Consider the following 25,587-nt stretch of genomic DNA (forward strand, 5'->3'; position numbering starts at 1 on the left):
CCGATGGCCGTGTTCGACTTCCCCGCAGGCCACCGTGTGCTGGTGGTCGGTGGCGCCGGCGACATCGGCGCCGCCATCTCGCGCGCCTTCCTCGAGATGGGCTGCAGCGTCACGGCCACGGGCGTGGACGAGGCGGCGCTCGCGGCGAGTTCGCTGGCGCCGCAGCCGCGCCTGGCGCTGCGCACACTCGACGTGACCGATGACGCCCAGGTCGCGGCCTTCGCGGGCGGCCTCGGCGGCCTCGGCACGCTGGTCAACTGCGCGGGCATCCTGGCACGCTTCAAGGAGTTCGAAGTCGAGACCTTCCAGCGCGTGCTGGACGTCAACCTCACCGGCACCTTCCGCCTGTGCAATGCCTGCCTGCCGCTGCTGGAAGAAAGCAAGGGCAGCATCGTCAACGTGGCATCGATGAATGCCTTCGTCGCGCTGCCGTTCATCCCGGCCTATTGCGCGAGCAAGGGCGGCGTCGTGATGCTGACCAAGTCGCTCGCGCTCGCCTGGGCCGAGAAGCGCGTGCGCGTGAACGCCATTGCGCCGGGCTATGTCGAGACCGCCATCAACGCGGCCGGCCGCCAGGACACGGCGCACTACGAGCGCATCCGCGCGCGCATTCCGCTGGGCCAGTGGGCGCAGCCGGACGACATCGCGGGCAGCGCCGTCTACCTGGCCTCGCCGGCGGCGCACTACGTGACCGGGACCGTGCTCGCGGTCGACGGCGGCTTTCTCGCGGGGTGAATGCATGAGCCAGTCGATCGGCACGCGCGGCCAGCTCGCGTTTCTCTCGCTGCCGGCCGTGATCTTCACGACCGCGATGATCGCCTTCCCCTTCGCCTACACCGTGTGGTTCAGCCTGCACGAGTACAGCTTCGGCGGCAAGCCCAAGCTCAACTTCGGCATGAACTACGTCGAGATGGCGGGCGACGGCGAGTTCTGGAACGGGCTGAAGATCACGCTCGCGCTGTACCTGCTCTCGCTGGTGCTGCAGCTCGTGCTCGGCACCTGGATCGCGCTGCTGCTGCACGGCTCGAAGAAGCTGTCGGGCATCGTGCGCACCCTGATGATCTCGCCCTTCGTGCTGCCGCCGGTGGTGGTCGGCATGATGTGGCTGGTGGTGCTCGACCCTTCCATCGGCGCCGCCAACTACCTGCTGACGGCCGCGGGCCTGCCGCGCTCCGACTGGCTGGCCTCGCCTGTGTGGGTGATCCCCACCGTGGCGATGATCGACACCTGGCAGTGGACGCCCTACGTGGCGCTGATCGTGCTGGGCGGCCTGCAGTCGCTGCCGCCGAACGTGTACGAGGCCGCGCAGATCGACGGCGCCTCGCGCTGGAAGACCTTCTGGCGCATCACGCTGCCGCTGCTCGCGCCCACGCTGGTCACGGCCGCGATCCTGCGCAGCGTGGACCTGCTGCGCTTCTTCGACATCATCTACATCACCACGCAGGGCGGGCCGGGCAACGCCTCGAACACGCTCAACATCTACGGTTTCCGCAAGGGCTTCGAGCTGTTCGAGATCGGCTATTCGAGCGCACTGATGATCACGCTGTCGGCCATCGTGCTGGGCGCGGTGATGGTGCTGACCCAGGCGCGCAGGCGCGTGGCCTGGTGAAAGAGACCACGCCATGAACGACAAGCTGGTGCAACGCCTCAACCTGCTGCAGATCGCCTTCGTGGCGCTCTTGATCCTGCTGCCCATCGCGTGGATGGTGCTCTCGTCCTTCAAGCCCTCGGCCGAGGTGACGGCCTATCCGCCCAAGCTGCTGTTCTCGCCCACGCTGGAGAACTACCGCACGCTCTTCGGCACCACGCCCTTCCTGCACTACACCTGGAACAGCACGGTGATCACCGTGGGCTCGACCGCCATCGGGCTGCTGCTGGGCATTCCGGCCGCCTTCGCGGTCTCGTGGACGCGCATCACCTGGCCCGCCACCGTCACGCTGCTGGCGCGCATGGCACCGGGCACGCTGTTCCTGCTGCCCTGGTACGTGATGTTCCGCGAAGCCGGAATGATCGGCAGCTACTGGGCGCTGATCCTCACCCATGCGGCCATCACGATGCCGATCGTGATCTGGGTGCTGCTGCCCTTCTTCGACAACATTCCGCGCAGCGTGCTCGAAAGCGCGCAGGTCGACGGCTGCAGCGTGCCGCGCATCCTCTGGCGCATCGCGCTGCCGCTGGTGATGCCCGGCGTGGTGGTGGCGTCGATCCTGTCCTTCGTGTTCTCTTGGAACTACTTCCTGTTCGCGCTCGTGCTGTCGAACGGCGACACCAAGACGCTGATCGCGGCGTCGTTCAACTTCATCGGCGAGGGCGCGTCCAACTGGGGCGCGCTGATGGCGGCGGCCTCCCTGATCGCGCTGCCGCCGCTCGTCCTCGCATTCATCGTCCAGCGCAGGCTCGTGTCGGGCCTGGCGATGGGCGCCGTCAAAGGTTAGGAGACTCTTCATGCAAGCTGCGATTTTTCATGGCGACAGGCGCATCACCATCGGCGAGGCGCCGATGCCCGAGCCGGCTGCCGGAGAGGTGCTGCTGCGCGTGCGGCGCACCGCGCTGTGCGGCTCGGACACCAAGCTGTGGTTCAGCGGCGCCAGCTTCACGCCGGGCCACGAGATCTTCGGCGTGGTGCAGCAGCCGGGCCATGCGCTCGACAGCAGGCGCTGCCTGGTCTACATCCCGGTGCACTGCGGCCATTGCGACGCGTGCCGCGCGGGCGACACGCAGATGTGCCTGAACGAATCGGTGCTGGTCGGCTGGAACCGGCCGGGCGGCTATGCCGAGTACCTCGCGGTGCCCGAGCAGTGCCTGCTGCCCGTGCCCGACGACATCGAGGACGAGCTTGCGCCCCTGCTGCTGGACACCATCGGCACCGCCGCGCACGGCATCCGCTTCGTGAAGCCACTGGTGCCGCCTGAAACCACGGGAGCGGTGCTCGTGACGGGCGCGGGCCCGGTGGGCATTGGCGCGCTGATCGCCCTGCAGAACATGGGCTACACCGACGTGTACGTGTCCGACCTGAAGGAAGAGCGGCTGCAGCTGGCCGAATCGTTCGGCGCCCGGCGGCATCCGGTGGGCGACGCGAGCAAGCGCTTCAAGCTCATCGTGGAGTGCAGCGGCGCGCATGCCGCGCGCAGTCTGGGCATGGAGATCGTGCTGCCGCGCGGCGTGCTCATCCTCATCGGCGAGAGCGACAAGCCCTGGCCGGTGCAGGAGAACAAGGCCATCCGCCGCAAGGACTTCTACATGGTGCGCACCTTCTATTTCCCGAAAAGCGACTTCGCGCTCAACGTGGAACTGCTGCGCGGCGAGAAGGCGCGCTACCGCAAGCTGGTGGATGCGCAGTTCGGCCTCGACCGGCTGCCCGAGATGTTCGGCCGCTTCGTGGCGGGCGAGCTGGTCAAGCCGCTGCTGGCGTTTGCCTGAGGACGCACCGGCATGGCAGCCATCCGCATGAACGGCCTGGTCAAGCGCTTCGGCGACGTGGCCGTGATTCCCTCGCTCGACCTGGAGATCCGCGACGAGGAGTTCGTCGTCTTCGTCGGCCCCTCGGGCTGCGGCAAGTCGACCTTGCTGCGCATCATTGCCGGGCTCGAACCCATCGACGGCGGCGAGCTCTACATCGGCGACAGGCGCGTGAACGACGTGGCACCGGCCCAGCGCGACATCGCCATGGTGTTCCAGGACTACGCGCTCTACCCGCACATGACGGTGCGCGACAACATGGGCTTCGGCCTGGAGATGCGCAACACGCCCAAGGACGAGATCGCGCGCCGCGTCGACCGCGCGGCCGGCATGCTGCGCATCGAGCCGTACCTCGACCGCAAGCCCAAGGCGCTGTCGGGCGGCCAGCGCCAGCGCGTGGCCATGGGCCGCGCGATGGTGCGCAATCCGAAGGTGTTCCTGTTCGACGAGCCGCTGTCGAACCTCGACGCCAAGCTGCGCGGTGAGGTGCGCACCGAGATCAAGGCGCTGTCGCAGCAGCTCAAGACCACCATGGTCTTCGTCACCCACGACCAGGTCGAGGCCATGACCATGGCCGACCGCATCGTGGTGCTGAAGGCCGGTGTGGTGCAGCAGTTCGGCACGCCCGAAGAGGTCTACAAGTCGCCCGCGAACCAGTTCGTGGCTGGCTTCATCGGCTCGCCGACGATGAATTTCTTCGACGTGAACGCCGAAGGCACCAACGTGCGCATGGACGAGGGCGTGCTGTTCCCGATGCCGCCGCGCTGCGGCGGTGTGGCCGGCCCTGCCGTGCTGGGCGTGCGGCCCGAGCACATGCGGGTGCTGCCCGGCAACGCACCGGGCCTGCGCGTGCAGGTCAGCGCGGTCGAGCCGCTGGGCTCCGACACGCTGGTGTACTTCGACCGCGCCGGCCAGCGCCACGTGGCGCGCGTGGCGCCCGAGCTGCAGGTGCGCCCGCGCGACACCATCACGCTGGATTTCGACATGGACAAGTGCCACCTGTTCGACAAGAACGACGGTGCGGTGCTGAGGTGCTGAGGTGAGTCCCGTGGAACGCCCCGCCCCGCGCGTGATCTGCCTGGGCCTGTCCGCGCTCGACATCACCTGGCAGGTCGACACCCTGCCGCAGGGCGGCGGCAAGACCCGCGCGAACGATGTGCGCGAGGGCGGCGGCGGCATGGCGGCGAATGCCGCCGCGGCGGCCGCGAAGCTCGGCGCATCGGTACAGTTCTGGGGCCGCGCCGGCTTGGACAGTGCGGGCCACGAGATGAAGGCGCAGCTCGCCGCGCTGGGCGTGGACGTGTCGCGCTTCAGGCTGTTCGAGGGCGCACGCTCGTCGCTCTCCGGCATCGTGGTCGATGCGCGCGGCGAACGCATGATCGTGAATTTTCGCGGCGCTGGCCTGCCGGCCGATCCGGCCTGGCTGCCGCTCGACGCACTGGCCGCGACCGACGCGGTGCTGGCCGATCCACGCTGGCCCGAAGGCGCGCTCGCGCTCTTCGGCGCGGCGCGCGCACGCGGCCTGCCCACCGTGCTCGACGGTGACGTGGCCGATGCCGCCGTCTTCGACATGCTGCTGCCGCACACCGACCACGCCGTGTTCTCCGAGCCCGGCCTTGCAGGCTATGCCACCGGCGCGCGCACGGTCGAGGAGCAGTTGCATTTCGCACTCTCGCGCGGCTGCCGCCTCGCGGCCGTCACGCTCGGCGAGCGCGGCCTGCGCTGGGCCGATGCCCAAGGGCTGCACGCCCTGCCCGCCTTCGCGGTGGAACCCGTCGACACCACCGGCGCCGGCGACGTCTTTCACGGTGCGCTGGCCTTCGCGCTCGGCGCCGGCTGGCCCGTGCCCCGCGCCTTCCAGTTTTCCGCCGCGGTGGCGGCCATCAAGTGCACACGACCCGGCGGACGCGCCGGGGTGCCCGACTTCGCCACCGCGATGTCCCTCGTCGATTCCATCAAGGAGTGATCCCCTCATGACAACGCCCCCCCTCCACCTCGGCAAGAAATGGGGCCTGCGCCGCATGGCCACGCCCCAGGGCCACTTCACCATGGTCGCGCTCGACCAGCGCCCGCCGATCGCGCAGCTGATCGGCGCCAGGCGCGGCATCGCACCCGCCGACGTGAGCTTTGCCGACATGGTGGCCGTCAAGCGCACGCTGGTCGACACGCTCGGTGCGCACGCCAGCGCCATGCTGTTCGACCCGAACTACGCCTTCCCCGCGGCGCTGCAGAAGCTGCCCGCGCACACCGGCCTGGTGGTCACGCTCGAGGACCACCGCTTCCGCGACACCCCGGGCGGCCGGCTCTCGCACTCGATCGAAGACTGGAGCGTGGAAAAGATCAAGCGCGCCGGCGGCGACGGCGTGAAGGTGCTGGCCTGGTACCGTCCTGACGCCGAGCCCGAGGTGCTCGCGCACCAGCAAGCCTATGTGCAGAAGATCGGCGAGGAATGCCGCCAGTGGGATATTCCGCTGGTGCTCGAACTGCTGGTCTATCCGTTCCCCAGGAGCGAACGCCACACGGTCGACTACATCGAGTCGCCCGAGAAGATGCCCGAGCTGGTGATCGAGAGCGTGCGCGAGTTCGCCAAGCCGAAGTACGGCGTCGATCTCTTCAAGCTCGAGAGCCCGCTGCCCGGCGCCACGCTGCCGGCACGCGACGGCAGCGCCGCGCCACAGGCCGCGCAGGCCTGGTTCGACCAGATGGGCGCGATCTGCGAGGGGGCGAACATTCCCTGGGTGATGCTGTCGGCCGGCGTGACGCCGCCGCAGTTCCTGCGCGTGATGGAATACGCCTACGCAGCCGGCGCCCACGGCTTCCTGGCGGGCCGCGCGGTGTGGTGGCAGGCGCTGCAGCACTTTCCCGATCTCGAACGCTGCGCCGAGCAGCTGCGCCGCGAAGGCAGTGCCACGCTCGCACAGCTCGAAGCGCTCACGCTGCGCGCGGGCAACGCCTGGCAGGCCGACTACAGCGCCTTCGATGCCATGACGGCCGAAGGCGAACTCTGCGCGGCCTATGCCTGAGCCCAGGCATCAGCCCTGCGCGATCGCAAGCCACGCGCTCGCGACCAGCGTCGAGCCCGCCGCGGCCAGCAGGCCGCCCACCAGCCATTTGAGGGTGCGCGGCTGCAGCTTGTTCGGCAGCCGATGGTGCAGCCGCGTCACGCCGTAGACCACCGGCATCGCGCAGGCGGCGAGCAGCGCCGCGCGCCACGAGAAGTGCCCCGTGGGCAGCACGATCACGAGCCGCACCAGCGAATTGAACGCGAACATCAGCAGCAGCGCGCGGCGCACCAGTTCGCGCTCCAGCGGCTGGCGGTACATGTGGAAGACGATGGGCGGCCCCGAGCTGGAGAACAGCCCGCCCAGCACGCCCGACAGCCCGCCGATGACGGCAAAGCTCGTGCGGCCCGACACCGCGGGCTGCGGCCTGCCCTGCAGCACCAGCAGCAGCGCGCAGCCCAGGATCGACACGCCCAGCAGGCCCCGCAGCCAGTTCACCGCGCCGCCGCTGAGCCAGGTGAGCAGCATGAGCCCCGCGATCACGCCCACCGTACTGCCGTTGAGCGCCGGCTTCATCAGCCGCCACGGCACCACGCCGGGCCGTGCGCGGAAATAGGTCCATGCATTGATCAGGCTCAGCACCGTGGCGGCGTTGGCCGTGTCGCTGACGCTGGCGACGTGGAACACCGACACCAGGCCGAGCAGGATGAGGCTGAATGCGAACCCCGTGAGGTTCTGCGCGTAAGTGGCCAGCGCCACGCAGGCCATGAAGACCAGCACGGGGCCGGCTTCGGAAAGAATCGCTTGCACCGGAAATGAAAATCGTCGAGAGGCCGCGTCGGGCCCGAATGTCGCGGGCCGTATTGTCCCCGAACGGCGGGTGTGCCGATTCCGGTGCGCCGCGCGCAAGGCGCGGAGGCTTTTTCAGTAGATCGGCGGCTCGGGCGTCGGCGCGTTGCCGGCCAGGCTCGCGAAGTCGCAGCCCAGATGCGCCTGCGTCACTTCGTGCTGGAAGATCCTCGTGTAGCCGCGCGCGTAGGCCTGTGCGGGCGGCGTCCACTGTTTGCGGCGCTCGGCCAGCTCCTCGTCGGGCACCAGCATGTCGAGGCGGCGCTCGCCGATGTCGAGACAGATCGTGTCGCCGGTCTTCAGCAGCGCGAGCGGACCGCCGATGGCCGACTCCGGCGACACATGCAGCACGCAGGTGCCGTAGTGCGTGCCGCTCATGCGCGAATCGGAGATGCGCAGCATGTCGCGCACGCCCTGCCGCAGCAGCTTCTTCGGGATCGGCAGGTTGCCCCACTCGGGCATGCCGGGTCCGCCGACCGGGCCGCCATTGCGCAGCACCAGCACGGTCGATGCATCGCAGTCGAGTTCTTCGTCGGCCATGGCCGCGAGCATCTCGGCGTTCGAGTCGAATACCAGCGCGCGGCCGGTGTGGCGCAGCAGCTCGGGCGTGGCGGCCGAAGGCTTGATGACCGCGCCGTCGGGGCACAGGTTGCCGCGCAGCACGGCCAGCGCAATGCCGGCCTCGGGGCACTCGGGCGTGCCCTGCCTGAGTGGTGCGGCGGGGTCGAGGATGGTGCCGTCGTCCTCCGACGGCCAGCCCGCGATGTCCTCGCCGAGCGTGCGGCCCGTGACGGTGCGCGCCGACAGGTCCAGGTGCGCCGCGATCCTGTTGAGCACCGCCGGCAGGCCGCCGGCGTAGTGGAAGTCTTCCATCAGCTTTTCGCCCGACGGATAGAGGTTGGCGATGACGGGCACGCGCCGCGCGACCGCGTCGAGCTCGTCGATGTTCAGCTCGATGCCCGCACGCCCCGCCATCGCGGGCAGGTGCACGGCCGCATTGGTCGAGCCGCCGAGCGCCATGTAGGCGGCCACGGCGTTGAGGAACGAGGCCTTGGTGACGATGCGCGAGGGCTTCAGGTCTTCCCACACCATCGAGACGATGCGCTCGCCGCAGCGCCACGCCATTCGACTGTGCTCGGAGTCGACGGCCGGGATGCTCATCGCCCCCGGCAGCGACAGGCCCATGGCTTCGGCGATGGCGGTCATGGTGCTGGCCGTGCCCATGGTGTTGCAGGTGCCGGGCGTGCGCGTCATGCGCGCTTCGAGGCGGATCCATTCGGCCTCGCCGATGTTGCCGATGGTGCGCTCGGCCCAGAACTTCTTGGTGTGCGTGCCCGCGCCCACGGCCTGGCCCTTGTAGCGGTCGTTCATCATCGGACCGGCGGGCAGGAAGATGGCGGGAATGTCCATCGACAGCGCGCCCATGATCAGCCCGGGCGTGGTCTTGTCGCAGCCGCCCATCAGCACCACGCCGTCGATCGGCAGGCTGCGCAGCAGCTCCTCGCATTCGATGGCGAGCAGGTTGCGGTAGATCATGGTCGTGGGCTTGACCATCACTTCGCCCAGGCTCAGCGCGGGCAGCTCGAGCGGATAGCCGCCGGCCTGCAGCACGCCGCGCTTGACGGCCTCGGCACGCGCGCGCAGGTGCGCGTGGCAGGGCGAGAGCTCGCTCCAGGTGTTGACGATGCCGATGACCGGCCGGCCCATGAACTCCTCGCGCGCGAGCCCCTGCTGCTGCATGCGCTGGCGGTGCGCGAAGCCGCGGATGTCGTCGCTCGCGAACCAGCGCTGGCTGCGCAGTTCCTGCAGGGTCTTGGGGCGGGCGGCTTCGGTGGACATGCGGTGCGTTCTCTGGATCTCTGGGTTCAATAGGTGGCGGGGGCCGGCGCCGAAGCGGGCGCGGCGGGTGCGCCGCGCTGCTTGAAGCGCGCCGCGATGTCGTCGGCGCTCTTGCGCAGCAGCAGCTGGTCGTTGGCCACCGCCACGAAGAGCGCGCCAAGGTCGAGCAGCTCCCGCGCGCGCGGCTCGTCGTTCATGAGGATGCCGGGCGCCTTGCCGCAGGCGAGGATGCGCGCGATGGCGCGGTCGATGGCGGCGCGCACCGTGGGGTGGTTGACCTGGCCGGCCACGCCCATGCTGGCCGACAGGTCGCCGGGGCCGATGAAGACGCCGTCCACACCGTCGACGTTCGCGATGTCCTCGAGATGTTCAAGCGCTTCGACGGTCTCCACCTGCACCAGCACGCAGATCTCGCCGGAGGCCTCGGCCACGTATTTGGTGTCGCGCCCGAAGCGCGTGGCGCGCACCGTGCCGCCCATGCCGCGGATGCCGTTCGGCGGATAGCGCGTGGCGGCCACGGCGGCCTCGGCCTCGGCGCGGTTCTGTACGAAGGGCAGCAGCAGCGTCTGCGCGCCGATGTCCAGGTACTGCTTGATCAGCACCGGGTCGTTCCACGGCGGACGCACCACGGCCGAGGTGGGCCGCTCGCGCTCGGCCTGCACCGCCTGCAGCTGGCGCAGCATGGTGGTCGGATCGCCGGGCGTATGCTCGGCGTCGAGCAGCATCCAGTCGAAGCCGGCGCCCGCGAGCAGCTCGGAGACATAGGGGTCGGGCAGCGTCGACCAGAGGCCGATCTGCGGGATCTTCGCCGCGAGGGCGTGCTTGAAGGTGTTGCGTGAGGGCATGGGTTCGGTCCTTGCGTGGTTCAATCGATCTTCACGTTGCCGGCCTTGATGACCTCGCCCATCGAGGCGTGGTCGGCCTTCAGGCGCTCGGCGAACGCCTGTGGCGTCGATGAGAGTACATCGAAGCCCTGCTCTTCCAGCGGCTTGCGGAACGCAGGCTCCTTGAGGATCGCAACCATCTCCTTGTGCAGCCGCTCGACCACCGGCGCGGGCGTGCCGCTGCGCACCAGCATGCCGCTCCATGCAAGCTGCACCACGCCGGGCGCGCCGGCCTCGGCCATGGTCGGCACGTTGGGCAGCAGCCTGGAGCGCTGCGTGTCGGCCACGGCCAGCACGCGCACCCGGCCGCCTTTCTCCTGGCCCAGCACGGCCGAGAGGTTGTGGAACATCATCGGGATCTGCCCGCCCATCACGTCGTTCAGCGCGGCGGGCCCGCCCTTGTAGGGCACGTGGATCAGCCGGGTGCCGGTCTTCGCCTCGAACTGCAGCCCCGTGAGGTGCATGGTGTTGCCGTTGCCGGCCGAGCCGAAGCTCAGCGTGCCGGGCTCCTTCCTGGCGGCCGCCACCACGTCGGCCACGCTCTTGTAGGGCGTGCCCGCGCCCACCACGAGCACGTTGGGCGTCTGGTTGGTGAGCGTGATCGGCTGGAAGTCCTTCAGCGCGTCGAAGCCCGTGGCCTTGTAGAGGTGCGGGTTCACGGCCAGCGTGCTGACCGAGCCGAAGAAGATGGTGTAGCCATCGGCCGGCTGGTTGCGCGCCACGTAGGCGGCCGCGATGTTGCCGTTGGCGCCGGGCCGGTTGTCGATGACCACCGGCTGGCCCAGCCGCTGCGCCAGCGCCTGGCCGAAGGGCCGCGCGAACTGGTCGGCCGCGCCGCCCGCGGGCTGCGGCACGACGAGCACGATGGGCTTGTGCGGATAGTCGGCCTTGGGCTGCGCCAGCGCGGGTGCGGCGGCGAGCGCCATGGCCGACAGGGCCATGGCGGCCCTTGCGAATTTTTTCATGAGGTCTCCTGGATCAAGTGTTGTTCATGCGGCGCCGCCGCGCCAGAACGCGATCTGCGCGGCGACCTGGTGGTCGATCATGGGTTTGCCGCCGACCACCCGCAGCCCGCGCGCGGTGCATGCGGCCATGAGCTCGGTATCGCGCGCGGCGATGATGTCGAACAGCGCCGCACCGGCCGGCAGCTGCGCCGGGTCGAAGGGCATCGGGTCGCCCGCGTGCAGGCCGAGCGAGGTGGCGTTGATGGCGAGGCCGGCACGCCCCAGGCTGTCGGCGCGCGTGTCGGCATCGATGCCGGGGTAGGCCTTGCGCAGCTCGGCGCACAGCTGCTCCGCGCGCTCAGCTTCGCGGTTGACGATGTGCAGCTCACGCACGCCGGCCGCGGCCAGCGCGAAGGCGATGGCGGTGCCCGCACCGCCCGCGCCCACCAGCACCACCGGCCGATCGGTGCTCAGCACGCCGTGTGCGCATGCGGCGTCGACAAAGCCCACGCCGTCGAAGCTCTCGCCCGACCATTGGCCATCGGCATCGATGCGCATGGTGTTGACCACGCCGGTGCGCCGCGCCTCGGGCCCGAGCCGCGCGCACAGCGCATGCGCCGCGGCCTTGTGCGGGATCGTGAGGTTCAGGCCCTGCAGGTTGTCCACGCGCGCGAGCTGCGCCACGGTGGCCGCGAAGTCGCCGGGGTGCACGCCCATCGGCACCAGGCACCAGTCGAGGCCGGCAGCTGCGAAGGCCGGGTTGTAGATGCGCGGCGCGCGCACGTGGTCCACCGGGTGCGCGAGGATCGGCACGAGGCGCGTTGCGCCGCTGAGGTTCGCGGGGACCATCGCCTCAGCCCTTCACCGCGCCGGCCGTGAGGCCGCTGACCAGGTAGCGCCGCACCAGCATCGAGAACACCAGCACGGGCGCCATCACCAGCGAGCCGCCGGCGGCGATCTTGCCCCACTCCCAGCCCTCGTAGTTCATGAAGTTGACCACCGCGACCGGCGCGGTGCGCGCGTCGGTGCGCGTGAGAATGAGCGCGAAGAAGAAGTCGTTCCAGGCGTAGAGAAAGCACAGGATCGCGGTGGCCGCGATGCCCGCGGCCGCCACCGGCATCACGATCTCCATGAATACGGTGGCGTAGCCCGCGCCGTCCATCAGCGCCGCCTCTTCGAGCGAAGCCGGCACCGCGTCGAAGAAGGGCTGCATCATCCAGATCACCAGCGGCAGGTTAAAGGTCATGTAGATGAGGATCAGGCCGGTGCGGGTGTCGAGCAGGCCGAGGTAGCGGTACGCCAGGAAGAACGGGATCGTGAAGGCGATCGGCGGCGCCATGCGCGTAAGCAGGATGCCCAGGCCGAGGCCGAAGCGCCCGCGTCCGGTCCAGCGCGACAGCGCGTAGGCCGCGGGAATGCCGAACACCAGCGCGAGCAGCGTCGACACGATGCTCGTGACCAGGCTGTTGACGAAAGACTCCGGAAAGCCGGCCTGCCAGAGCCCCACGTAGTGCTCCAGCGTGGGCATGAAGAAGACCCGCGGCGGAAACTCGAGGATCAGCGGCGTCGGCTTGAACGACATCTGCAGCAGCCACAGGAACGGCAGCAGCATCGCGAACAGCACGAGCGGCACGGCCCAGCGCGCGAGCGGCCAGCGCCGGCGCAGCGAACTCAATCGACCGTTGCTCATTCGGCACCTCCGGCATGGCGGCTCACGCGCATCGCGCCCCAGCTGATCAGCACGGTGGCCGCGAGCAGCACGACGGTGATGGCGCTCGAATAGCCGAGCTCGCCGAAGTTGAAGGCCACCAGGTAGGCGTAGTAGTTGGTCACCTCCGTCACCGATCCCGGGCCACCGCCGGTCAACAGGAAGATCAGCGGAAAGGCCTTGATGCTGTCGATCAGGCGGAACAGCGTGCACACCAGCAGCACCGGCGCGATGTAGGGCAGCACGATATGGCCGAACACGCGCCAGGCGTCGGCGCCGTCCATGCGCGCGGCCTCGACGTATTCGGCCGGCAGCGTCTGCAAGGCGGCCAGCACCATCAGGAAGGTGAACGGTGCCCACTCCCAGGTGTCGGCGATGACGATGGACCACAGCGCGAAGTCGACGTGCGTGGTGAGCGCCGGCAGCGTCACGCCCAGCATGCGGGCGGCCTGGTAGATCGGGCTGATGTCGGGCGTGTAGATCAGCTTCCAGATCACCGCGACGACGATCGGCGGCAGCACCATCGGAATCACGAACAGGTGGCGCAGCGATTTCCAGCGCTCCTGCCCCGAATGCACGAGCAGCGCCAGCCCCGTGCCCAGCAGCACCTGCAGCACGACCGTGTAGACCGAGAGCCGCGCCTGCACGCCCAGCGAGCCGACGAAGCGCTCGTCGCTGCCCAGCAGCCTGTAGTTGCGCAGCGGCTCCGAGAAGTCACCCAGCGAGCCCGGGTTCACCAGCGCCCCGGGCGTCAGGCTCGTGACCAGCAGGAAGACGGTGGGCAGCCCCGCCACCACCAGCAGGAACAGCAGGCTCGGCGCCATAGCCATGCGCACGAAGCGTCGGCGCTGCGCCTCGTAGGACGCTTCTCTCGCGCTCACTGGTGCACCCTTGGCACTGCTGCGCTCATACCTTGGCTCCGGCGCGCCGCAGGCTGCCGAGCGCGGCCTCCTGCGCGGTCTTCATGGCATCGGCGGCCGGCGCCTGGCCCGAGACCACGCGCTCCACGGCCTTGTTCAGCACGTCGCCCACCAGCGGAAACTCCTTGACCGTGCGATACGCCATGTAGTTGCGCGTCTTGCCGGGCTGCTCGAGCACTTCGAGATAGAGCTTGCCGATGTCCTGCCCGTTGATGGTGTTGATGCGCTTGTACTCGGCGCTTTCGATCACCGAGCGCCGGCAGATCGACGGATGCCCGGTGTCCTTCACGATGCGCGCGGTGAGCTCGGGGCTCAGTGCCCACTTGATGAACTCCCAGGCCGCTTCCTTGTTCTTCGCGTTCCTAGGAATGCCGAGGCCCTGGCTGTTGGCGGCGGGAAAGTCGCCCTTCGGGCCGGCCGGCATGCGCACCACGCGCGCGGTGTCCTTCACCTTGCTCTCCGGCGAGCTCAGCATCGCCGTGACCCAGGAGCTCGAATGGATGAAGATGTTCGACCGGCCGCCGATCAGCGCGGCGCGCGCCTGGTCCTCGGTGTAGCCGAGCACGCCCTGCGGGCTGTATTTGGACAGCAGCGTCGAATAGAAGGCCGTGGCCTGCACCGCGGCGGCCGAGTCGAGCGTGGGCTTGATGTCGGTCGGCGGATTCGCGAACAGGTCGCCGCCGAAGCCGTGGATGTAGGGCGGCAGGAACCAGTGGTGCAGGTTGGAGCTCACGAAGCCCGTGACGCCGTCCTGCCCGTGCACCGCCTCGCAGACCTTCATCAGCTCGTCGAAGGTCTGCGGTGCCTCGACCCCGCGCTTCTTCATCAGGTCGGTGCGGCTCATGCCCATGAGCATCGCGCCGCCCTCCCATGCAAAGCCGTAGGCCTTGCCGGCCTTGTCGAGGTACGGCAGCTGCGCGCCCTTGACGAAGTCGTCCGGGTTCCAGCTGGCGGGCGTGAGCTTGCGGTCGGACGTGAAGTCGCTCAGGTTGGCGAGCAGGCCGGCCGCGACCCAGCGCGCGGCAAGGATGAAGGTGACGTTGCAGAAATCCCAGGCGCTCCCGCCCGAGGACAGTTCCAGGTCCGCCTGCTGGTTGTAGACCGGGAAGGCCGACAGCTGCAGGTCGACCGTCATGCCGGTCTGCTGCTCGAACTCCGGGATGTACTTGCGCAGGATGTTGAAGAAGCCGTGCTGGTACGCCGCGCCGCGCAGCTTGAGGCCGGCAAAAGGCTTGGCCTGCGCGATGGCGGGAAAGGCCAGCGCGCTGCCGGCGCCGACCACCGCCGTGGCGGCCGCGGCCTTGATCAACTGGCGGCGCTGCGTGTCGACAGCGGGGGTTTGCAGGAGGCTCATGCTTGTCTCTCTTTCGATCAGAATCACGCGGCGCAACGGTGGCGGCTGGCATGTTCAACTTGCTCGTGGAAGAGAATATGACAGACAAATAAGATCTTACCGATCATGGAAAACCCGGAATTCCGTACGACATCAGCCCATATAAGCTCATCACATCGATAAATATGTCAGACCATAAAATAAAAATTCCGAAGAAACCCACCGCCGCGGACGCGCCTGTCCGGCGCGGTCCGCTGGCCGTGACGGAGGCGCTCGCGCGGCGCGTGATCGGCGGCGAATGGGATGACGAATCGACGCTGCCGACCGAGGTCGAGCTGGCCGAGCAGCTGGGCGTGGCCCGCACCTCCGTGCGCGAGGCGCTGACACGGCTGAAAGCCAAGGGCCTGCTGGCGTCGCGGCAGAAGGCCGGCACGCGGGTGCTGCCGCGCATGCAATGGAACATGCTCGACGAGGACGTGCTGCGCTGGACCTGGTCGGGCCACGACCGCGCGCAGATGGCGCAGCACCTGATGCAGCTGCGGCGCATCGTCGAGCCGGCCGCCTGCGAGATTGCGGCGGCCTCGGCGCCCGATGCGGCCATTGCCGCGATCGAGCGCGCGTACCGCCTGATGGATGCCGCGGGCATGGACCCGGTGGCCTATGCCGGGCCGGACCTGAGCTTTCACCAGGCCATCCTCAGCGCCACCGGCAATCCGTTCCTGGTGGCCTTCGGCGCCACCATCGAGGCGGCGCTGCGCATGTCCTTCGAGCTGTCGACGCGCCAGCCGGGCGCGCCGCGCAAGAGCCTGCCGATGCACCGCGCGGTGCTCGACCAGATCTGGGCCCGCAAGCCGGCCGCGGCGCGCAAGGCCATGGAAGAGCTGCTCGGCCTCACCGAATCGAACATCCAGCGCGGGGTCGCCAGGTCAGGCGCCACGCCGCCGGCCTGAAGACCCTTTCCCTCCTTATCGGCAATCCACCACCATGGCAGAGATCCAGCTCCAATCCATCAGCAAGCGCTTCGGCGACGTCGAGGTGATCCCCGGCATCGATCTCACCATGCCCGACGGCCAGGTCACGGTGCTGCTCGGGCCTTCGGGCTGCGGCAAGTCGACCTTGCTGCGCATGATCGCGGGGCTGGAGACGCCGAGCGGCGGCCAGGTGCTGGTCGGCGGCCGCGTGGTGAACGACGTGCCGCCCGCCGAGCGCGGCTGCGCGCTGGTGTTCCAGAACTACGCGCTCTATCCGCACAAGACGGTGCGGCAGAACCTCGCCTTTCCCTTGCGCATGGCCAAGGCCACGGCCGCCGAGCAGGAACGCAGCGTGGACGAGATCGCGCACAAGCTCGAACTCACGCCGCTGCTGGAGCGCTATCCGCGCCAGCTCTCGGGCGGCCAGCGCCAGCGCGTGGCGATGGGCCGCGCGATGATCCGCAAGCCCGAGGTGTTCCTCTACGACGAGCCGCTGTCGAACCTCGACCTCGAACTGCGCGTGAAGCTGCGCCTGGAGATCGCGCGCATGCAGCGCACGCTGAAGGCCACCGCCGTCTACGTGACGCACGACCAGACCGAGGCCATGACGCTGGCCGACCAGATCGTGGTGCTGCGCAAGGGCCGCATCGAGCAGGTGGGCTCCCCGCTCGCGCTGTACCGCTCGCCCGCCAACCTGTTCGTGGCGGGCTTCATCGGCACGCCGCGCATGAACTTCTTCAAGATCGATGCCGCGCAAGCCGACGCGAACGGCACGCTGCTGCGGCTCGGCGATGCCCGCGTGCAGTTGCCGCGCCACGTGCCTGGCCAGCCCACCACGCTGGGCTTTCGCGCCGAGCAGGCACGCATCGGCGAACCTGCGCCCGGCGAAGTGCTGCTCGAACTCCAGGGCTGCGAGACGCTGGCGGTCGAGCAGCTGGGCGACCGCGCCTACTGCTATCTGCGCTCGTCGCTGGGTGAACTGGTGCTCATGGCGCCCGATGCCGCGACGGATCTCTCGGGCATCCTGCGCCTGGCCATCGCGCCGGCCTCGCTTCATTTCTTCGATGGCGACGGTATGGCCGTGGGCAGCGAGGAGCGGCGGCTCGCGGCTTGAAGGTTTCGGGTGAGTGCGGGGCGCGGCTGGTTGCGGAAGTACAAGCCCCACAATCGATCGCGACCGCTCCATTGCTCGAGCCTGGCTGACAATGACGCATGACCGACGAACGAGAGAACGCAGCAGCCTGGCCCGAATTCATGAGTGCCTTGGAGCCGGAGGCATCGGAGAGCACGGTGGCTGCTGCCGCGCCAGCAGACCTGGCCGTTCTGACCCCATCGAACGATCTTCCGGCTTCGGTCTCCGCTTGGTCCGGGGAATGGTCAGGATGGGCTGGCCAAGGCCGCCGCCACGACATCAAGCTCATCGTCGAGAGCCTCTCATTGCAGGCGGCCACGATCGTGTGCGCGCGAGCGTCCGATGCCCAGGGTGCTTCTAGCGAACGCGTGCTTGCTCGAATTCGCGGGAGTGAAGTTCTAGGCCGCTTGGCGAATGGTGCAGACATCCGATTCCGAATGAGAAATACAGATGTCGTCGAGCTTCTGTGGCACGAGCCGGACGGCCGCTGGATCGCTGGAGTCTTGTCCCGGCAGAGTGCCGACGAGCAACGACGCATCAGCGAGCGCGTACCCACCGCATTGTTCGAGCGTGGCGAGCAAGTCATGCTCGAGATGGTGACGTTCAAACCGGCCGGACGAGGTCCTTTTCCGACGCTCGTGTTCAATCACGGTTCGACCGGTAGTGGAAGCGATCCGTCGCTGTTTGCCAGCACGGTGACCAGCCCGGCACTGGCGAAGTATTTCAACGATCGGGGCTGGATGGTCGTTTTCCCACAGCGGCGCGGGCGCGGGAAGTCCAGCGGCCTTTACGACGAGGGTTTCGAACCGGATAGGTCGCGGTACTCCGATGACCCCCGATATGCTCTTGCGGGTTTCGAGCACGCGCTGGCAGACGTGGCGTGCATCGTCGAGCACTTGCTTTCTAGGGCTGACGTGGACAGTGAACACCTGCTCATCGGTGGCCACTCCCGAGGAGCCTTTCTTGCGTTGGCATGTGCTGGCGCACGGCCGGAGCTTTTTGGCGGGGTCCTCAATTTCGTGGGCGGCTGGGTCGATGAGCACGGACCCGCATCCGAGATGATCAATCAAGCAATCGCCAGGAGGGGAGCAACATTTTCCGGACCGACCGTATGGCTGTATGCGGAGAACGATCTGTTCTACAGCGTTGCCCATAGCCGCGAGAACTTTCACGCGTTCGAAGCTGCCGGTGGTCAGGGTCGGTTCCATGTACTCGAAACATTGCCGGGGCAGGACGGCCACCACGTCCTGTCCCTGACTGGCCTTTGGGAACCCGTCGTAGATCCCTTTCTTCAACGGCTCCATCCGGCGAATGCCCTTTCAGGAAGTCCACTCAGATGAGCGAAACCGTTGTCCTTTATCGACCGAACGGACCATGGATCGCTACGAGATCCAGAAGGTAGGCGGCGATCACCACACGGAATGCTGGATCCCCGCTGAGGACCTTGATGAACTCAACGAGAACATCGTTGGCATTACCGCTGCTGAAAGGACTCACGCAGAGCCGATGGCAACTTAACTCTACGTTGACAACTTCATCGACCCCGACATCATGTCCTGCGGATCGAAGAGAGCACTCTGATGCCAACCGGGGAAAGAAGGAATCCATGCCTCATGCCTTGCTGCGACGACTTTTGATGTCATTGGGCTGCCTGTCGGGACTTGCCGCTGCTCCTCTGGGGCAGGCCGCGCCGCTCGGCGAGCCCATCATGGTGAATACCGCCACTGCGGGCAATCAGCGTCCGATCTACTTCTCCGCAGGATCGAACGGAGAAAAACTTCTGATCTGGTTCGACGCCGCAGCAAATGCCACCTACGCTCAAAGAATAAGGTCCTCAGGAACGCCCTTTCTGACAAGGCACCAGATCCAGGCACCTCCGGCGTATGCGAATTTTTCGGTTGATCGCGCCGGCAACTTCGTCTTCGGAAGCCACCCTGGAAGAGTCATGGCTTATGACAGAAACGGAAATCTGCTCTCCAGCTTTCAAACAACTCCGGATTCATCGAGCACAGTCGCCAGCATGGATACGGATGGCAATATCACTGCAGCCTATTCGCGCTCGGCCTCGGAAGGCGCACCTCGGACGATCGCAATCAGGCGATTCAATACCAGCGGAATTCCCATCGGTCCTGAAGTCATCGTTGCATCGGATGCCCCGGACAAACTCTCCGGCCCCAGTTCGATTGCCACGGACGACGCTGGAAACATCGCATTGTCATTTGCGACCAGGCCCGGTCCGACGGCAAACCAATCCAACATCATGATCCAGCGCTTCAGCCGCGCAGGGGTTGCGCTGACTCCGGCACTTGTCGTCAGCGCCATCCGATCGATCTACAGTTCAGGCGGCCGTATTGCCATGGACCCCGGCGGAAAATCCGTCATCACCTGGAGCGCTTCCCAGGATGACAACTACACCTGGAACATCTACGCCCGGCCCTATGACGCGAATGGCAACCCCACCGAATTGGTGCGAGTCAACCAACGCATCCACGAAGGCGAACCCGGGCCGAATCCGGGAGTTGCAGAGAATGGAGATTTTGTCGTTTCATGGATTGCATCGAGCGGCGTTGTCGGCGGCCCCCAAAGCTCTACGTTGGCTGCCAGACAATTTCGCAGCGATGGAACTCCGATTACCGATGAATTGCGAGTCGACCCGCCGCAACCCCAATTTGGAGCCAACCCGCTGCTGGCAATGGATCCGGTGGGAAATTTTGCAGTGACATGGGTCAGCACCTCTGTCGAGACCGGATGGGACGTCATGGTGCGCTCCTTCAAGATGGACACCCGGCCGCCCCTTGTGCAGCTCCTGAACAACCAGGCCGTCCAAGGCCTGGCTGGCGGCACCGATAGCTGGAGCTATTACAGGATCACGGTCCCTCCCGGCGTCGCGCAGCTGAACATCAACATGGCCGGCCCCGTCGGCGGTGGTGATGGCGACATGTACATCCGCCTCGGCGCACTCCCGTCGCTGACGGCCTGGGACTATCGCCCCTACGTCAACGGCAGCAACGAAGCCATCGCGATCAGCAACCCCCTGCCGGGTGACTTCTACATCGCGATCCACGGGCGCAGCGCGTACTCGTCGGTCGGCCTGACCGCCAGCTACGACTGAGGCTCGCCTGGACACGCCAGGCGTTCGCCTCCGTGAACTCGTCCTCCCGCCAGCCCGACCGCTTCGCCGCGGCAAGGAAACGACACGGCGCTTCATGGCCGCCTTCCTTCTTTTTTTTAGTCTCTTGCTCAGCCTTCGTGCGCGCCGAACATGGTCTTGGCGTAGGTCACGCCCAGACCATAAGCACCACCGAATTTCTTGGCAATGCCGGTGGTCATTTCGTAGGTGTCCGAGCGGGCCCAGTCGCGCTGCAGCTCGAGAAGGTATTGCAGCGAGGTCATCGGCTGCGCGCCGGCCTGCACCATGCGGTCCATCGCACGGTTGTGCGCCTCGGCCGAGACGTCGCCGCAGGCGTCGGCGATCACATACACCTCGAAGCCCTGGTCGATGGCCGACAGCGCCGGGCCCACGATGCACACGCCGGTCCACAGGCCCGCGAGCACGATGCGCTTCTTGCCGATCTCGTTCACGCGCTCGATCACGGCGGCGTCTTCCCAGGTGTTCATCGAGGTGCGGTCGAGCATCTTCTGGCCCGGGAAGGCGTCGGTGATCTCGCTGAACATCGGGCCCGAGAAACTCTTCTCGGCCACCGTGGTCAGGATGGTGGGCACCTTGAAGCCGGCCGCGGCCTGCGCCACCAGAGCGGCGTTGTTGCGCAGGTTCACCGCATCGATGGAGTGCGTGGCAAAGGCCATCTGCGACTGGAAGTCGATCATCACCAGCGTGTGGTCGGTGGGAGTGAGCAGCTTGGCGCCGGCGGCGGGGGTGGCTTGGATGGACATGAAAAGTTCCTTCGGGGTTGAGTGGATGTTCGATTCGATTCACAATTGCTTTCGGAGAAAATCTCCTTGGCATGGACTGAATCATCGGGCCCTGGTCATGCGTCATCGACGAAACTTTTTACAAGCAACGATCGAAGTTTTCGATCACTGCTTTCCACCGGAAATTGCCACGTGCTCAAGCTCAGCCTGGAAGCCATCGAGGTCGTCGACGCCATTGCGCGCCACGGCTCCTTCGCCGCCGCCGCCGCGCGTCTGAACAAGGTGCCCTCCACCATCTCGTATGCGGTGGGCAAGCTGGAGGAGCAACTGGGCATGCTGCTGTTCGAGCGCAACGGCCCGCGCGTGACGCTCACCGGCGCCGGCGAGGAAATGCTCAAGGAAGGCCGCTGGCTGCTCAGCGCCGCGAGCGACCTCGAATCGCGCATGCGGCAGATCGCCACCGGCTACGAGTCGGAGCTGCGGCTGGTGCACGACTCGCTCATTCCCACCGAGGCGCTCATCGGCGACATCCGCGCCTTCGAGGACCTGCGCTGCGGCACCCGGCTGCGCGTGGGCTGCGAGGCGCTCACGGGCACCTGGGAGGCGCTGCGCGAGGGCCGCGCCGACATCGTCATTGCCGCGGGCGAAGGCCCGGCCGGCGGCGGCTACCAGGCCGTGATGGTGGGCAGCCTGGAGTTCGCGTTCTGCGTGGCGCCCACGCATCCGCTCACGCGCCTGGGCCGGCCGCTGCAGCGCGGCGACCTGCTGGAGTGCAACGCCATCGTGGTGGGCGACAGCGCGCGCACGCTGTCTGACCGCACGGTAGGCCTGCTCGCGGGCCAGCCGCGCATCACCGTGCCGTCGATGGCCGCGAAGATCGCCTGCCAGGTGGCCGGACTGGGCCATGGCTTCCTGCCGCGCGCCTGCATCGCGGACGAGCTCAGGCGCGGCACGCTGGTGGAACTGCCGACCGAGGAGCCGCGGCCGCCCGAAGCCTTCTGGCTCGCATGGAAGACCAATGCCCAGGGTCAGGCGCTGCGCTGGTGGCGCGAGCGGATGAACCGCACGCTGGTGCCGGCGCTGCTGCCGCGCTCGCGCTGAGCGGCCCGCACCGGCAGGACGCCGGGGAATTCAGTCCGCGGTCGCACCCGACTTCTTCACCAGCTCGGCCCAGCGCGGGATCTCGCGCGCCATGTGGTCGCGCAGTTCCTCGGGCGTGCTGCCGACGATCTCCATCGCCAGCTGGCCCGAGAGCTTGGCCTGCACATCGGGCTGCTTCAGCGCCTTGACGATTTCGGCATTCAAGCGCTGCACGATCGGCTTGGGCGTGCCCTTGGGCGCATACACCGCCTGCCACGACGACATCTCGAAGCCCGCCACGCCCGACTCGATCATGGTCGGCAGTTCGGGCACCAGCGCGATGCGCTTGCCGGTGGTCACGGCCAGCAGCTTGAGCCGGCCGCTCTTGACGAGCGGCAGCGCGGCCGTCACCTGGTCGAACATGAAGGGCACCAGGCCCGACGCGACGTCGGTCATGGCCGGCGGCGTGCCCTTGTACGGCACGTGCGTGAGCTTCACGCCGATCATGTCGGCGAACATCTCGCCCGCCAGGTGCGTCGAGGTGCCGGCGCCGGAGGACGCGAAGGTGCGCTTGGACTCGTCCTTCTTGAGCAGCGCGATCAGCTCGGCCACCGAGTTCACGCCGAGCTGGCTGTTGACGATCAGCACGTTGGGCAGCCGCCCGACCAGCGACACGGGCTCGAAGTCCTTCAGGGGGTCGTAGGGCAGCTTCTTGTAGAGGCTGGCGTTGATGGCGTGCGTGCTGATGGTGCCGCCGAACAGCGTGTAGCCATCGGGCGCGGCCTTGGCCACGTAGGCCGCGCCGATGCCGCCGGCCTGCCCCGGCTTGTTGTCCACCACCACCGACTGGTGAAGGCTCTCCTGCAGCTTGTTCGAGAGGATGCGGCCCACGATGTCGGTGGAGCCGCCGGCCGTGAAGGGCACGACGTAGGTGATGGTCTTGGCGGCGGGCCATTCGGCCTGCGCGAGGACCGAGGCCGGTGCCAATGCAAGTGCGGAGGCGAGTGCGGCGAACAGAAGGCCCGCGGCGCGTGGAATGAAGGGCATGGTGTTGTCTCTGTTGTCGTTGGTCGTCGTCGGAAAAAAGCCGGCGTCAGCGCCCGCGGGCCTCGCGCCAGGCCGCGAACTCGGTGCGGCTTTGCTCGTCGGTCGGCGGATAGAGGCCGAGGATGGAGCGGCCCTCGAGCACCTTCTCCTGCACGAAGTCCTCGAAGACGGTCATCTCGGTGGCCTCGGCCGCCACCTCGTCAGCCATGGCCGCCGGAATCACGATGACGCCTTCGGCATCGCCCACCACCACGTCGCCGGGCCACACGGCCACGTCGCCGCAGCCGATCGGCACGTTGATGTCGATCGCCTGGTGCAAGGTCAGGTTGGTGGGCGCGCTCGGGCGCTGGTGGTAGGCGGGAAAGCCGAGCTTCGCGATGTCGGGGCTGTCGCGAAAGCCGCCGTCGGTGACCACGCCGGCCACGCCGCGCTTCATGAGCCGGCTCACCAGGATGCCGCCGGCCGAGGCGGCGCGCGCGTCCTTGCGGCTGTCCATCAGCAGCACCGCGCCCACCGGGCACTGCTCCACGGCCTGGCGCTGCGGATGGTTGCGGTCGTTGAACACGGTGATCGGATTCAGGTCCTCGCGCGCCGGCATGTAGCGCAGCGTGAAGGCCTCGCCGACCATGTTGGGCAGACTCGGGTCGAGCGGATGCACGTCCTGGATGAACTGGTTGCGCAGTCCGCGCTTGAACAGCGCCGTGCACAGGGTGGCGGTGCTGACCTTCATCAGCTTCTCGCGGGTTGGGGGATTCACGTCGTCGGTCTCCGTTGGCTGTTGGCTTGGTCGTTGAAGGGGGAAGCGGTCTTCAGAAGATGTCCGGCTCGGGCACCGGGCGGCCGAACGCGGTTTCGAGGAAGTCGAAGTCGCAGCCCTCGTTGGCCTGCAGGATGTGGCGGCCGAACATCCAGCCGTAGCCGCGTTCGTAGCGCGCAGGCGGCGGCGTCCAGGCCGCCTTGCGCAGGGCCAGCTCTTCGTCGCTCACCTCGAGATGGATCGTGCGCGCGGGCACGTCCACCGTGATGCGGTCGCCCGTGCGCACCAATGCCAACGGCCCGCCCACGGCCGCCTCGGGCGAGCAGTGCAGCAGGCAGCCGCCGTAGCTGGTGCCGCTCATGCGCGCGTCCGACAGGCGCAGCATGTCCTTCACGCCCTGCTTGAGCAGCTTGGTCGGGATCGGCAGCATGCCCCACTCGGGCATGCCGGCGCCCTTGGGGCCGGCATTGCGCAGCACCAGGATGTCGTCGCCGGTCACGTCGAGCGCGGGATCGTCCACCGCCTTCTTGAGCGCCGGGTAGTCGTCGAACACCAGCGCGCGCCCGGTGTGCTGCAGCAGGTGCGGCGCGCAGGCGCTGGGCTTGATCACCACGCCGTCGGGCGCGAGGTTGCCGCGCAGCACGGCCAGCGCGCCTTCGGCATAGATGGGGTTGGCGAGCGGGCGGATGACGTCGTCGTTGAACACTTCGGCGCCCTCGATGTTCTGGCCGAGCGTGCGGCCGTTGACCGTGCGCGCCTCGGTCTTCAGGTGGCCGCGGATGCGCTCGAGCATCGCGGGCAGGCCGCCCGCATAGAAGAAATCTTCCATCAGGTAGGTGTCGCCGCTCGGGCGGATGTTGGCAACCACCGGCACGCGGCGGCTCGCCGCGTCGAAGTCGTCCAGCGTGACCGGATGGCCGGCGCGGCGCGACATGGCAATCAGGTGGACGATGGCGTTGGTGCTGCATCCCATGGCCATCGCGCAGGCGATGCCGTTCTCGAAGTTGGCGCGCGTGAGCATGCTGGCGGGCGTGAGGTCGTCCCACACCATCTCGACGATGCGGCGTCCGCATTCGGCGCTCATGCGCACGTGGTTGGCGTCGGCCGCCGGAATGCTCGATGCGCCCGGCAGCGTGAAGCCCACGGCCTCGGCAATGCCCATCATGGTGGCGGCGGTGCCCATGGTCATGCAGGTGCCATGGCTGCGCGCGATGCCCGCTTCCATCTCCTGCCAGGCCTGGTCGCTCAGCTGGCCGGCGCGGCGCTGGTCCCAGTACTTGAAGGCGTCCGAGCCCGAGCCCAGCACCTGCCCGCGCCAGTTGCCGCGCAGCATCGGGCCAGCCGGCAAATAGATGAACGGCAGCCCCATGCTCAGTGCGCCCATCGTGAGGCCCGGCGTGGTCTTGTCGCAGCCGCCCATCAGCACCGCGCCGTCCACCGGATGGCTGCGCAGCAGCTCTTCCGTCTCCATCGCCAGGAAGTTGCGGTAGAGCATGGTGGTCGGCTTGACCATGCTCTCGGACAGCGAGATGGCCGGCAGCTCGAGCGGAAAGCCGCCCGCCTGGAAGATGCCGCGCTTGACGTCGTCCACACGCTGCTTGAAGTGCGAATGGCACTGGTTGGCGTCGCTCCAGGTGTTGACGATGGCGATGATCGGCTTGCCCACCCAGTCGGCGGGCGCATAGCCCATCTGCATCACCCGCGAGCGATGGCCGAAGGAGCGGAAGTCGTCGGGCGCGAACCAGCGGGCGCTGCGCAGGGTGTCGTAGGAACGTGGCATCGGAGGCGG

The 25,587-nt window shown here is 67.8% G+C and carries 25 protein-coding genes; 13 read left to right on the plus strand and 12 right to left on the minus strand.

Features of this window, described 5'->3' with window-relative positions; all coding sequences use genetic code 11:
• Positions 1-3: 3 nt before the first annotated feature.
• The 7 genes from L1081_RS27675 to L1081_RS27705 are packed head-to-tail and all read left to right on the plus strand — an operon-like array spanning position 4 to position 6,482.
• On the plus strand, positions 4-735 hold the full coding sequence (locus tag L1081_RS27675; RefSeq protein ID WP_489417825.1) for an SDR family oxidoreductase: 732 nt from the start codon (positions 4-6) through the stop codon (positions 733-735).
• Between the two features lie 4 nt (positions 736-739).
• A complete protein-coding gene (locus L1081_RS27680; protein ID WP_489417826.1) occupies positions 740-1,609 on the plus strand; it encodes an ABC transporter permease subunit in 870 nt (289 codons plus the stop codon).
• A 13-nt stretch (positions 1,610-1,622) separates the two neighbouring features.
• Complete coding sequence (locus L1081_RS27685; RefSeq protein ID WP_047783884.1) at positions 1,623-2,435, plus strand: carbohydrate ABC transporter permease; 813 nt, start codon at positions 1,623-1,625, stop codon at positions 2,433-2,435.
• A 10-nt stretch (positions 2,436-2,445) separates the two neighbouring features.
• Positions 2,446-3,420 carry an alcohol dehydrogenase catalytic domain-containing protein gene (locus L1081_RS27690; RefSeq protein WP_489417827.1) on the plus strand — a complete coding sequence of 325 codons (975 nt, stop codon included), beginning with the start codon at positions 2,446-2,448 and terminating at the stop codon, positions 3,418-3,420.
• A 12-nt stretch (positions 3,421-3,432) separates the two neighbouring features.
• The gene (locus tag L1081_RS27695; RefSeq protein ID WP_489417828.1) at positions 3,433-4,497 is read left to right on the plus strand and encodes a sn-glycerol-3-phosphate ABC transporter ATP-binding protein UgpC; all 1,065 of its coding nucleotides are present in this window, start codon (positions 3,433-3,435) and stop codon (positions 4,495-4,497) included.
• A 10-nt stretch (positions 4,498-4,507) separates the two neighbouring features.
• The gene (locus L1081_RS27700) at positions 4,508-5,425 is read left to right on the plus strand and encodes a PfkB family carbohydrate kinase (RefSeq protein ID WP_489417829.1); all 918 of its coding nucleotides are present in this window, start codon (positions 4,508-4,510) and stop codon (positions 5,423-5,425) included.
• Between the two features lie 7 nt (positions 5,426-5,432).
• On the plus strand, positions 5,433-6,482 hold the full coding sequence (locus tag L1081_RS27705) for a tagatose 1,6-diphosphate aldolase (protein ID WP_489417830.1): 1,050 nt from the start codon (positions 5,433-5,435) through the stop codon (positions 6,480-6,482).
• A 9-nt stretch (positions 6,483-6,491) separates the two neighbouring features.
• Here the strand turns inward: L1081_RS27705 and L1081_RS27710 are convergent, their stop codons facing one another.
• From L1081_RS27710 to L1081_RS27745, 8 genes are all read right to left on the minus strand, one after another.
• The gene (locus L1081_RS27710) at positions 6,492-7,271 is read right to left on the minus strand and encodes a TSUP family transporter (RefSeq protein WP_489417831.1); all 780 of its coding nucleotides are present in this window, start codon (positions 7,269-7,271) and stop codon (positions 6,492-6,494) included.
• A gap of 114 nt (positions 7,272-7,385) precedes the next feature.
• Positions 7,386-9,149 carry an L-arabinonate dehydratase gene (gene araD / locus L1081_RS27715; RefSeq protein WP_489417832.1) on the minus strand — a complete coding sequence of 588 codons (1,764 nt, stop codon included), beginning with the start codon at positions 9,147-9,149 and terminating at the stop codon, positions 7,386-7,388.
• A 26-nt stretch (positions 9,150-9,175) separates the two neighbouring features.
• The gene (locus L1081_RS27720; protein ID WP_489417833.1) at positions 9,176-9,994 is read right to left on the minus strand and encodes an aldolase/citrate lyase family protein; all 819 of its coding nucleotides are present in this window, start codon (positions 9,992-9,994) and stop codon (positions 9,176-9,178) included.
• A 20-nt stretch (positions 9,995-10,014) separates the two neighbouring features.
• Positions 10,015-10,998, minus strand: coding sequence for a tripartite tricarboxylate transporter substrate-binding protein (locus L1081_RS27725; protein WP_489417834.1), 984 nt, complete (start codon positions 10,996-10,998; stop codon positions 10,015-10,017).
• A 24-nt stretch (positions 10,999-11,022) separates the two neighbouring features.
• A complete protein-coding gene (locus tag L1081_RS27730) occupies positions 11,023-11,826 on the minus strand; it encodes a shikimate dehydrogenase family protein (protein ID WP_489417835.1) in 804 nt (267 codons plus the stop codon).
• Positions 11,827-11,830: 4 nt separating this feature from the next.
• Positions 11,831-12,667, minus strand: a complete 837-nt coding sequence (locus L1081_RS27735; RefSeq protein ID WP_489417836.1) for an ABC transporter permease subunit — start codon at positions 12,665-12,667, stop codon at positions 11,831-11,833.
• Positions 12,664-13,566, minus strand: a complete 903-nt coding sequence (locus L1081_RS27740) for an ABC transporter permease subunit (protein ID WP_489417837.1) — start codon at positions 13,564-13,566, stop codon at positions 12,664-12,666. The genes L1081_RS27735 and L1081_RS27740 overlap by 4 nt, the downstream gene beginning before the upstream one ends.
• A gap of 25 nt (positions 13,567-13,591) precedes the next feature.
• On the minus strand, positions 13,592-14,959 hold the full coding sequence (locus tag L1081_RS27745; RefSeq protein ID WP_489417838.1) for an extracellular solute-binding protein: 1,368 nt from the start codon (positions 14,957-14,959) through the stop codon (positions 13,592-13,594).
• 164 nt (positions 14,960-15,123) lie between these two features.
• On the opposite strand from L1081_RS27745, the gene L1081_RS27750 reads away from it, so the two are divergent.
• The 5 genes from L1081_RS27750 to L1081_RS27770 all read left to right on the plus strand — a co-directional run bounded on the left by L1081_RS27750 (position 15,124) and on the right by L1081_RS27770 (position 20,153).
• Positions 15,124-15,888: an FCD domain-containing protein gene (locus L1081_RS27750; RefSeq protein WP_489417839.1), complete on the plus strand. Its 765-nt coding sequence runs from the start codon at positions 15,124-15,126 to the stop codon at positions 15,886-15,888.
• A 34-nt stretch (positions 15,889-15,922) separates the two neighbouring features.
• Positions 15,923-17,023 (plus strand): ATP-binding cassette domain-containing protein, encoded by a 1,101-nt coding sequence (locus L1081_RS27755; RefSeq protein ID WP_489417840.1) that lies wholly within the window; start codon positions 15,923-15,925, stop codon positions 17,021-17,023.
• 98 nt (positions 17,024-17,121) lie between these two features.
• Entirely contained in the window at positions 17,122-18,381 is a 1,260-nt protein-coding gene (locus tag L1081_RS27760; RefSeq protein WP_489417841.1) for a serine aminopeptidase domain-containing protein, read from the plus strand.
• 34 nt (positions 18,382-18,415) lie between these two features.
• Positions 18,416-18,559 carry a hypothetical protein gene (locus L1081_RS27765; RefSeq protein WP_489417842.1) on the plus strand — a complete coding sequence of 48 codons (144 nt, stop codon included), beginning with the start codon at positions 18,416-18,418 and terminating at the stop codon, positions 18,557-18,559.
• Between the two features lie 88 nt (positions 18,560-18,647).
• Positions 18,648-20,153, plus strand: a complete 1,506-nt coding sequence (locus L1081_RS27770; protein ID WP_489417843.1) for a pre-peptidase C-terminal domain-containing protein — start codon at positions 18,648-18,650, stop codon at positions 20,151-20,153.
• A 128-nt stretch (positions 20,154-20,281) separates the two neighbouring features.
• Here L1081_RS27770 and L1081_RS27775 read toward each other — a convergent pair whose 3' ends face one another.
• Positions 20,282-20,935, minus strand: coding sequence for an isochorismatase family protein (locus L1081_RS27775; protein ID WP_489417844.1), 654 nt, complete (start codon positions 20,933-20,935; stop codon positions 20,282-20,284).
• A 171-nt stretch (positions 20,936-21,106) separates the two neighbouring features.
• Between L1081_RS27775 and L1081_RS27780 the strand changes: the two genes are divergently transcribed.
• Positions 21,107-22,015 carry a LysR substrate-binding domain-containing protein gene (locus L1081_RS27780; RefSeq protein WP_489417845.1) on the plus strand — a complete coding sequence of 303 codons (909 nt, stop codon included), beginning with the start codon at positions 21,107-21,109 and terminating at the stop codon, positions 22,013-22,015.
• Positions 22,016-22,045: 30 nt separating this feature from the next.
• On the opposite strand, the gene L1081_RS27785 is transcribed toward L1081_RS27780, so the two are convergent.
• The 3 genes from L1081_RS27785 to araD (L1081_RS27795) are packed head-to-tail and all read right to left on the minus strand — an operon-like array spanning position 22,046 to position 25,578.
• Complete coding sequence (locus tag L1081_RS27785; protein WP_489417846.1) at positions 22,046-23,041, minus strand: tripartite tricarboxylate transporter substrate-binding protein; 996 nt, start codon at positions 23,039-23,041, stop codon at positions 22,046-22,048.
• 46 nt (positions 23,042-23,087) lie between these two features.
• Positions 23,088-23,798: an RraA family protein gene (locus L1081_RS27790; RefSeq protein WP_489417847.1), complete on the minus strand. Its 711-nt coding sequence runs from the start codon at positions 23,796-23,798 to the stop codon at positions 23,088-23,090.
• Positions 23,799-23,850: 52 nt separating this feature from the next.
• Complete coding sequence (gene araD / locus L1081_RS27795) at positions 23,851-25,578, minus strand: L-arabinonate dehydratase (protein ID WP_489417848.1); 1,728 nt, start codon at positions 25,576-25,578, stop codon at positions 23,851-23,853.
• Positions 25,579-25,587 lie beyond the last annotated feature (9 nt).

This window comes from Variovorax sp. MSC1_012, from assembly GCF_023667525.1.
In the GTDB taxonomy this organism is placed as follows: Bacteria; Pseudomonadota; Gammaproteobacteria; order Burkholderiales; family Burkholderiaceae_C; genus Variovorax; species Variovorax beijingensis_B.